Here is a 9,119-nt window from a genome sequence, read left to right as displayed (position 1 = left end):
GCCGCATTTCTCTTACATATTTTTGCGGTTTGACTTCAGTTCTGTATTTTACCGATTAAACTGCCCCTTTCTTAAATCCCTACCCTTGAAAGAGAGGGGGCCCCGAGTTCCCCGCTCCTGAGAGGCTTTGATTCTTACTCCCCAACGCTAGTAGGAGAGCCAGTGCGTTGCGGGGATTCCAAGAGTTGTAGCAGCTGGCGTAAGGGGTTGGGGGTTAGGTTTAAGAGAAAGTCGCACACGGTGTTATTTACTTACTAAACATTACTTGTAGTGCTAACAAGTTTTTCCCCTTTCAACATCCGCGCCGCAGCTTCAAGTAGAGCTTCTTCGAGATAGGGCTTGGTAAAGTAGCCACTAGCACCGAGTTGAGCTGCAATTTGTCTGTGCTTGTCTGCACCCCGCGAGGTAAGCATAGCGATGGGTAGGTGGTTGAGGTTAGAATCTTTCTGAATGCGAGATAGTAACTCCAGACCATCGCAACGGGGCATTTCAATGTCGCAAAATACAATATCACAAGGCAGACCAGAGCGGAGTTTATCCCAAGCTTCCTGCCCGTCACGCGCCTGTTCTACGCGATAACCTGCTTTGTTAAACGTTAGGGATAGCAATTCTCTAACTGTAATTGAGTCATCGACTATCAGCACTGTCGGGTCAATCTTCGCAGCAGAGGTATCTGGAGGAGTAGCTTTCTGTTGCCAAGAATTGCTACCAATTTCTGTAGAAATCCGTCCTTGGAAAATGTCAATTATTTCCAGCACGTCAGCAATAGGCATAATGCGACCATCACCCAGGACTGTAGCACCAGCGACACCAATGGGTTTAGGCGCTGGGCCTTCAAATTGCTTAATTACAATTTCTTGTTCGCTCAACACTAGGTCAATCTGTAAAGCAATCAGGGTATTTGCCGATCGCACCACAACTACAGAAACCATATCATCATCTCTGGTGCCGCCATAAACATTACCCCGACTGATCTGGCGATTAAAGGTTAAAAGTTCCTTCAGGGGTCGGAATGGCAGCACTGTATCGCGCCAGGAAATAAATGATTCCCCATTGGCATCGTGCTGGATATTTTTGACTGGTATATCCAGCGTATCTTCTACACCATCCATCGGGAAGGCAATTCTAGCTCGATCAGAGACGCAGCAAAGAGCTTTACAAATACTCAGAGTCAGTGGTAAACGAATGGTGAAGGTGGTTCCCTTACCGAGGGCAGAATCGGTGTTCACTGTCCCACGAATTTCGCTAATCTCGGAGCGCACTACGTCCATACCTACACCACGACCAGAAATTTCATCTGCTTGGTCTTTGATCGTAAAACCAGACTGGAACAGCAGATCGTAGACTTCCAGGCGAGACATGGCTTTTGCCTGCGCTTGTGTAATCATGCCAATCTTCACAGCCTTAGCCTTAATCCTTGCTGAATCGATACCTGCGCCATCATCACCTACGGAAATGATCGTTTGATTGCCTTGGTGGAAGGCACGGATAGTAATGATTCCCACGGGTGGTTTACCAGCAGCTTGCCTCTCTTCTGGCGTTTCAATACCGTGAGCGATCGCATTATTCAGCATATGAGTTAACGGATCGGTAAGATGATCCAAAATCATCTTGTCAATTAAGGTATCGCCACCTTCGATCACCAACTCCACTTGTTTGCCACACTTAATAGCGTTGTCGCGCACTCCTCGCCGCCAGCGATCAATGGTTTGGGCAAAATGCACCATTCGCGCTCTTGTTAATCCCTCTTGTAGCTGGGTGGTTACTTGGCGGAATTGCCTTGCTACTCGCTCGGTTTCTTCGGTAACGAAATCAATGTCACTTGCCGACTCACGCACACGCACAATCCGCTCAATCATCTGCTGTGACAGTGTATGGAAAGGAGTAAAATGATCCATTTCTAGTTCGCTAAAACCCCTATCGGCATTGGAATCAGGGGTTTGGAAGCCGGAGTCTATCTTTTTGCGTCCAGCTAACAGAGAAGCTTCCAGTAGCGATCGCTCGTACAACTCCTGCATCCTTGCGCCCACATCCGAGAGTTGTTGTACCTGAATCAGCAAGTTATCTAGTGACTGCCGTAGCCGTTCATGATCTTGCTCTAAGGTATTGCGATTTACCACCAACTCCCCAACTAAATTACTCATATCGTCCAGTTGCTTAACTGGAACCTTCATCGTTTCTTCAAATCTTGCAGCCCGACGAATAGAGGGGCGGGGAGTTTTGCTGATGTTAGATTTTACTAATGGAGAATGGGATATTGTTTGATCTGCTTCTGCCAGCAACTTCTCCAAGTCACCAAATTCATCTTTTATGGCTGGTGATGGAATGGCATTTTTAGCCAAGACTGGTTGAGTGTTCAAGGGCTGGCGTTGGCGTAGCCCGTCGTAGCGAAAAGTTGGAGCGGAGGAAACCTCCGATCCAAACTTTTCAAGGCAGACATCGCTGTCGTTATCTGTACCTAGCAATTCTTCCAGGGCTGCAAAATCTACTTCTAATGTTGAGGTAGCTTTGGGGTTAAGTGCTACTTCCTCTTGTAGTAATGCTTCCAAGTCTGCAAATTCATCTTCTGAAGCAACTACTTCAATGGTTTCTGTCATTACCAATTCTTCAGTTGAGGTAACAATAGCATTTTCTTCCTTTAACACTGGTGCAGCTTCAGATGTCTCTTCTAGATCCCATAAATCAGTTTCTACATTTTCCTGAATAACCGTTTGTGAGCCAATTTTTGCCGCGTTTTCTCCTAATTGTTCCTGGTTTGCTGCTTCTGGTAGAGCAGTTTCTGTAAGCAATAAATCATTTGTAAAATCCAGTTCTCTATCTTCAAAATCTGTGTTTTCTGAGAACTCAAAGGCAGTTTCTAAGTCATTGTTTCCCTCAGGATCTAAAACTTTGGGGCTTGTCTGGGCTGAATCTGAAGTTTCCCCTAAATTAATATCTAGAGAAGTTTCTCTAGCTTCTTGTTGATCCACAGTATTATCTGTGGTTTCCATCTGAATATAGGTGGAGTCATCTGTAGCGACATTCTCAAACAGCAGTTGCGGATTTTCATCGAAAGAGCCGAACAAATCATCTGGCTGTGTTTGGGGTGATACTAAATCTGAAGTTTCCCCTAAATTAATATCTAGAGAAGTTTCTCTAGCTTCTTGTTGATCCACAGTATTATCTGTGGTTTCCATCTGAATATAGGTAGAGTCATCTGTGGCTACATCCTCAAACAGCAGTTGCGGATTTTCATCGAAAGAGCCGAACAAATCACCTGGCTGTGTTTGGGTTGATACTAAATCTGAAGTTTCCCCTAAATTAATATCTAGAGAAGTTTCTCTAGCTTCTTGTTCATCCACAGTATTATCTGTGGTTTCCATCTGAATATAGGTGGAGTCATCTGTGGCTACATCCTCAAACAGCAGTTGCGGATTTTCGTCGAAAGAGCTGAATGAATTAATTTCCAGATCAACAGCAGATATCTCTGAGGGCTGATTAGTAAATTCTGGAACAAAATCTAAAGCTTCTGGTTGTTGCGATCGCCTAAGAATTTCTTCCCCTGAATACTGCGTGAACAACGGCGTTTCCAGCGTGGAGGCATCGTTGATTACAGGAGGAATAGTTGGGTTACTCGGTGCTAACTCTTCAAATAAATCATCTCCAGAATCTGATGAGAATATTAAATCTAGCTGCTCTTGGTGCTGGAAATTGAGATCAAAATCTTCTTCTATGTCAAAACTGGTTATAGGAGAAGGTATGGGCTGCTGACTGTCGACAAAAATGTCATCAGTCGCCGCAGTAAACAAACTCTCATCTAACGCCCTTTCCACATTCTGCTCAATTAATGAATCAAATTCGTCCAGTTCCTCTGTGGTTTCCTGGCTCCAGAAGTTGCTCAGATCATTTTCTGATTCAGAAAACTCAGGTGCTGTCGGTGGAGATGTATCAAATAAATCACTGATTTCTGTTTCACTTGTAGGCAGTAGTGTCTGTTCTTCCATTTCAGCAAACAGGCTGTCTAAAGACAAGCCTGTTTGCTGGGGTAATTCTATGTAGTCACTAGGGGAAATTTCTTCTACCCAATTTGCATTTCTAGTTTCTAAGAATAAGTTATCAAAACTGTTTTGTTGGTTGGTAGATAGTTCCACACTGGCGAACGCCTCAGTTTCTGGTTGAGTCACTTCGGCTGTAGGCAATAGTTCTTTATCATCTAGTGCCAGTGTCAATAAATCTTCAACCACATCGTTTTTGTCAACACTATTTTGGACAATCTCCCCAAGAGGCTGGTTTGTATCACTAGGAATACCAGTAATTTCTTCTAAATTTTCGAGAGAAGAAGAGTCTAAATTTATATCAAGTACGTTAATATCGCTCAACTCTAGAGTCGTAGCAGATGTTTGTTGATTTTGCGGTTCTGAATTCTCCTTTTCTAGGAAATTGTCACCAAATAACAGGGATAAATCTTCTGTCGTGGCTGTGCTTGTTGGGTGCTGCTCGTTGCTTATGTCTTCATCAAAGGAGAGTAAATCGGATAAATCGCCATCAGCAGCCTCAGCGTCAGTGCTGCTAAAATCAATTCCAAAGTCATCGGTGGCAACTATATCTAAGGTTTCTTCTTGATGCCAGCTTTCATCTAGTTCGGGAGTTTCACCTTCAAATAAATCGGCAAGCGTATTTAACTCAGCTATTCCTACCTCTGGCCCATTGGGGTCAAGATTGTTACTGATTGGATGTACTTCCTCATGTGTGGTGAAAGTAAGACTAGTGTGAGTCACAGCGTTTAGTGGTGTCTCTTGTAACTGAAGATAGGGGCGTTCGCTAGTATCCTCGTCTAGATTCAGCTCCTCAGTTGTCTGGGCTAGGTTAGTTATGACTAACGGCTCGATGTTACCAGATAGAATTAGCTTTGAGGCAGTTGATGATTCTGTCAAAACCGCAGACTGTTCATCAAACAAATCAGGGGTAATTTCTAATAACTCAATTTCTGCAAAGCTCAAAAGTGCTTCTAGTTGCTGACTAATTGCAATTTCGGCTTCCCTACCTTGCAGAACTAATTCTTGAGCTTGTTTGATTTCGGTAATGACAATTTTAGCTAAAGTCAGGTAAGTATTTTCGGGATTGCCGATCGCACTGGCTGCTGCTTCACACAAACCACACCACTTGGACAAATTCCAAGTCTCACCCAGTTTGACTAACTGGTAACAGCATTGCTGAAGGTTTTCTCGAGTTGAGGGTGTTGTGGTTTGCTTAAACAGTTGCAACATTTCCCGCAGTCTTTGCAGTACCTGGGCTTGAAATTCGCCCCAATTATTATTTTCTTTGGCGGTGACTGGCGATCGCGCAGCCTCTTCGAGTCCGCTTACCCCTTCTCTTAAGCTAGCTACGCGTAGCGTCTCAGAAAGAGCGTCACGCACCTTCTGGGGTGGTGCAAAGAAGGATATTTCTGGAGATTCCTGATGGGTGTCTTCTGCCAAACTAGGAATATCTCGCTGGAGAAAAAGTTCTGTAAGTGTGGAGACATTTTCTACAGAGGTTGTGTGTAGTTCTGTTGCGTCAGGACTACTGGCGACTCCACTTTTTCCTTGTTCTACAAGTAGTTCCAGATGCTGATACAGCCATTGAAAGACTGGCTCAGTTTCTGACATCAAAGTATTAGCTGCATCTTCGGAAAGACCAAATGGCCCACTCAAATGCTCTAACAGCGATTTCAAGGTATCAGATACACCAAGAAATAAAGACTCTAACTTTTGGTCAATTTGAACCGGATGATCTTTGAGAACTTTGAAACAATCTTCCAGACGGTGGGAGGTATGCTGAATACTAGTCAATCCAAGCATCGCCGCTCCTCCTTTGATAGAGTGAGCCGCCCGGAATACTTCACTGATCATTTCCGGGTCGTTCAGGGTATCCTCTAAATTCAGCAATCCCTGCTCAATGGTATTCAGGTGATCCCTGGCTTCTTCGATAAAGTAACCCAAAATCCGCTGTTGTTGTTCCGGCAGCATAGCAAAAGTTATGAGTTATGAGTTATGAATTATGAGTTATGAGTTGTGAGTTGTGAGTTATGATTTTTATTTCTAACTTCTCACTCCTAACTCCTAACTTTTTTCCAAGTTATGAGTTGTGAGTTGTGAGTTGTGAGTTGTGATTTTTATTTCTAACTCCTAACTCCTAACTTTGTTACCTGGTTTCCATAGTTTCCACTCGGAAACGTTCAACGGAGGCGATTAAGTCACGAGATACACCTACTAAGTGTTGTAGGGCACCTGAAACTCGCTGTGCTTCCTGGGAAGTTTCTTGCGCGGTGAGTTCTACTGATTGCATTACGTGAGCGACGGCGCGGGAGGTTTCAGTTTGTTCCACAGTGTCGCTGGTAATGGAGCGCACAAGAATATCGATGCGATTCGCCACTTGAATAATGTTTTCAAGCGATCGCTTGGCTTCTTCTGCCAATTTTGTCCCTTTAATTACTTGTTGTGTGCCTTCTTCCATTGCCGTCATTACAGAGCCTGTTTCACTTTGGATTTGCATCACAATTTGTTCAATCTCCTTCAAGGATTTAGCAGATTTATCTGCTAGCTGGCGCACTTCATCTGCGACGATCGCAAACCCGCGTCCAGCTTCTCCTGCCCTTGCCGCCTCAATACTAGCATTGAGTGCTAACAAGTTTGTTCTGGAAGCAATTTGGGAAATCAACGCCACAATTTTAGAAATTTCTTGGGAAGATTCCGCCAACCGCTTCACTTTTCGAGTGGTTTCAGCAACGGTTTCCCGAATTTCTAAAATCCCCGCCACAGTATTTTCTACTGCTTCTCCACCTTTGAGAGCGATCATACTAGCATCACGGGCGACGGTTTCAGCTTCCCGCGCCGCCTCTGCTACCCGCTGAATCGAGTCGGTCATTACCTGTACAGAATTCAGCGTCACTGCCAACTCTTCTGCTTGCCGCAAGGCATCACTAGATAAGGCTCTAGCAAAGGTTTCGGAGTTGGTTGCACCTTTTGTCACATCCTTCGCTGCCACTTTTACCTGTTGGACGATATCCCGCAGGTTTTGAATTGTCAGGTTAAAGGCGTCAGCAACGGCTCCCAGTACGTCGGCTGTCACTTCAGCTTGGACTGTTAAATCTCCTCTAGCAGCTCCTTCCACATCATCCAACAGGCGAATCACTTGGCGTTGCAGGTTTTCTTTGGCTTCCTCTTGCTCATCGGCTTTCCGTTGGGCTTCACTTGTGGTTGTGAAAATTACTCGCGCCATTTCATTAAAGCCAGTGGATAAATGTCCTAATTCATCTTCAGAAAACACTGTGGCTTGAGCATTCAGATTTCCTTGACGTACAGCCTCAAATTGAGTTTGGAGATCATCAGTTGTGCGCCGAATTTGTTTAAGCGCAAGATTCCCCATGAAACCTGCGGTAGTAAAACCTGCAATCCCAGCTGCTAGTGACATTGCCCAACCGGTGTTTCGTACTGATTCTCGTTGTTGGGCTGGCGAAAATGTGGTGGCGACAAAGCTAACTGTGGCTACAACCAGCGCTGAGACAATGCCCACACTTCCAGCAATTAACCATTGTTTCCTTTCGATGGAGGCATTCTCTAATGGTGCTAACCATCCTTGCTCGATGCTGACGTTGGGTTCTTGTTTCGAGACATCTGTTTGGGTAAAGACTGGAACTGCTTCATGTGAACCAGTCATCGAGAATAGTTCCTCTTCGCGATCGCTAGCTGCATTACTTAAAAAAGCCTCCGCGCTTTGAAGGTGTCCACTACCACTAGTTTCTAATGGAGCAGAATGTATTGCTGGATCACTGAAGTTAGAATCTCCTTCGATCAGGTCAAACCCTGGAATGTTGCCTAAATCGTCAAATTCCTCAAAGTCATCTAAAAACTCGATATTGCTCTTAGAATTTTCTCCATTTAGTATATTGTTTGAGTCTTCATAAGAGCTTAACCCCTCTGAGCCAAAGGCAGACTCAAATGCTTCCATATCAAAATTTTCATCGTCATCGAAGCTATTTTTATCGCTGAGTTCACCTGATTTTAACTGCTTTTCTTCCAGAGGTAGATTGCTGCTAAAAGATGAAGATTCATCAGATAAATCAGGCTCGGAAGCTGACTCTGCTTCCAAATTTTTTTGCTCCAACCAATTATGTGCTTCGGTTTCTGAAAAATTATCTTGACTGCTGTATTCCAAGTTATTTGTTGTTGACGAACCATTTTTAAGTTCTTCATCAACAATCAGTAAAGTTTCGTCTCCAAAAATAGATTTTTTATATTCTAAATTCCCAAGACTAAGCTCTGGAGACTTTGGTTTACTCAACAAATCAGGTAAATCATTCTCGCTATTACCAGTTTGGGAATTAGAATATGAAGAGTTATTATTGTCAATAACTGAATTTTCGGGGTTAAGATTTATCCCATTATCTGAGAATTGACTATTTACTAATGATTCTTCCAGACTATCTTCTGACATATCTTCCTGCCAAAAAGCAGGCAACTCTAATTCTGTTTTATCCTCCAAGTTGCTATTTGAGTCTTGTTCCTGTAGTTCTTCATTCAAGGCAAAAGGGTCGTCACCAAAAGCTGTAGAAGAGTCTGATATTTTTACTGTTCCAATACTATCTTCTGTGGGGATGTCAAATGGACTTTTTGAAGATACTTCTTCAATGCCATTCACAGTTTGTTGATGCTCTCCAAAAAAGTTAAAATCAAGGTTTTTGCTGTCAAAATCCTCATTAGCACCCAAATCTTCTAATTCTTGTTCGCTATATGCCAGTTCATCAGACATCTCTGGGGAATTTATTTGCTTTTGACTTCCTGATGTATCAATCTCCCCACTGAATGACTGTAAATATTGGTTGATATTCTCAATTCCATTATTGGCAAAACCAATAATTTCTTGATCGTCAGTCAAGCGTAATACCTGTTGATATTCTTCTTTTGCTACATCGTACTGCTGCAAAACATAGTAGATGTGACCCCGTAACAAATGGGAATTGGGGTCCTTTGGTAAATTTTGCACCACTTGGTCAACTAAAGTGGCGGCAACCTCGTAATTCCTTTGAACATAGGCGGTCATCGCCTGTTGATATGTTGGCTCGTAATTATCAATACTTGCTGCCATTTCCTCCTCCAATT

General features: G+C 43.5%; 2 protein-coding genes. Both read right to left on the bottom strand.

Annotated elements, in window-relative coordinates:
• Positions 1–254: 254 nt before the first annotated feature.
• Positions 255–5,987 carry a hybrid sensor histidine kinase/response regulator gene (locus V7L29_RS15315; RefSeq protein ID WP_334736022.1) on the bottom strand — a complete coding sequence of 1,911 codons (5,733 nt, stop codon included), beginning with the start codon at positions 5,985–5,987 and terminating at the stop codon, positions 255–257.
• Positions 5,988–6,162: 175 nt separating this feature from the next.
• Positions 6,163–9,105, bottom strand: coding sequence for a methyl-accepting chemotaxis protein (locus tag V7L29_RS15310; protein ID WP_334736021.1), 2,943 nt, complete (start codon positions 9,103–9,105; stop codon positions 6,163–6,165).
• Positions 9,106–9,119 lie beyond the last annotated feature (14 nt).

It is taken from the genome of Nostoc sp. (assembly GCF_036916575.1).
GTDB lineage: Bacteria > Cyanobacteriota > Cyanobacteriia > Cyanobacteriales > Nostocaceae > Nostoc.
This window is presented reverse-complemented; position numbering and strand designations above follow the sequence as displayed.

What these genes read in the sequence shown, in the direction of transcription:
- V7L29_RS15315 (WP_334736022.1), bottom strand. Translation starts at nt 5,987, where the DNA reads ATGCTGCCGGAACAACAACAGCGGATTTTGGGTTACTTTATCGAAGAA.
- V7L29_RS15310 (WP_334736021.1), bottom strand. Translation starts at nt 9,105, where the DNA reads ATGGCAGCAAGTATTGATAATTACGAGCCAACATATCAACAGGCGATG.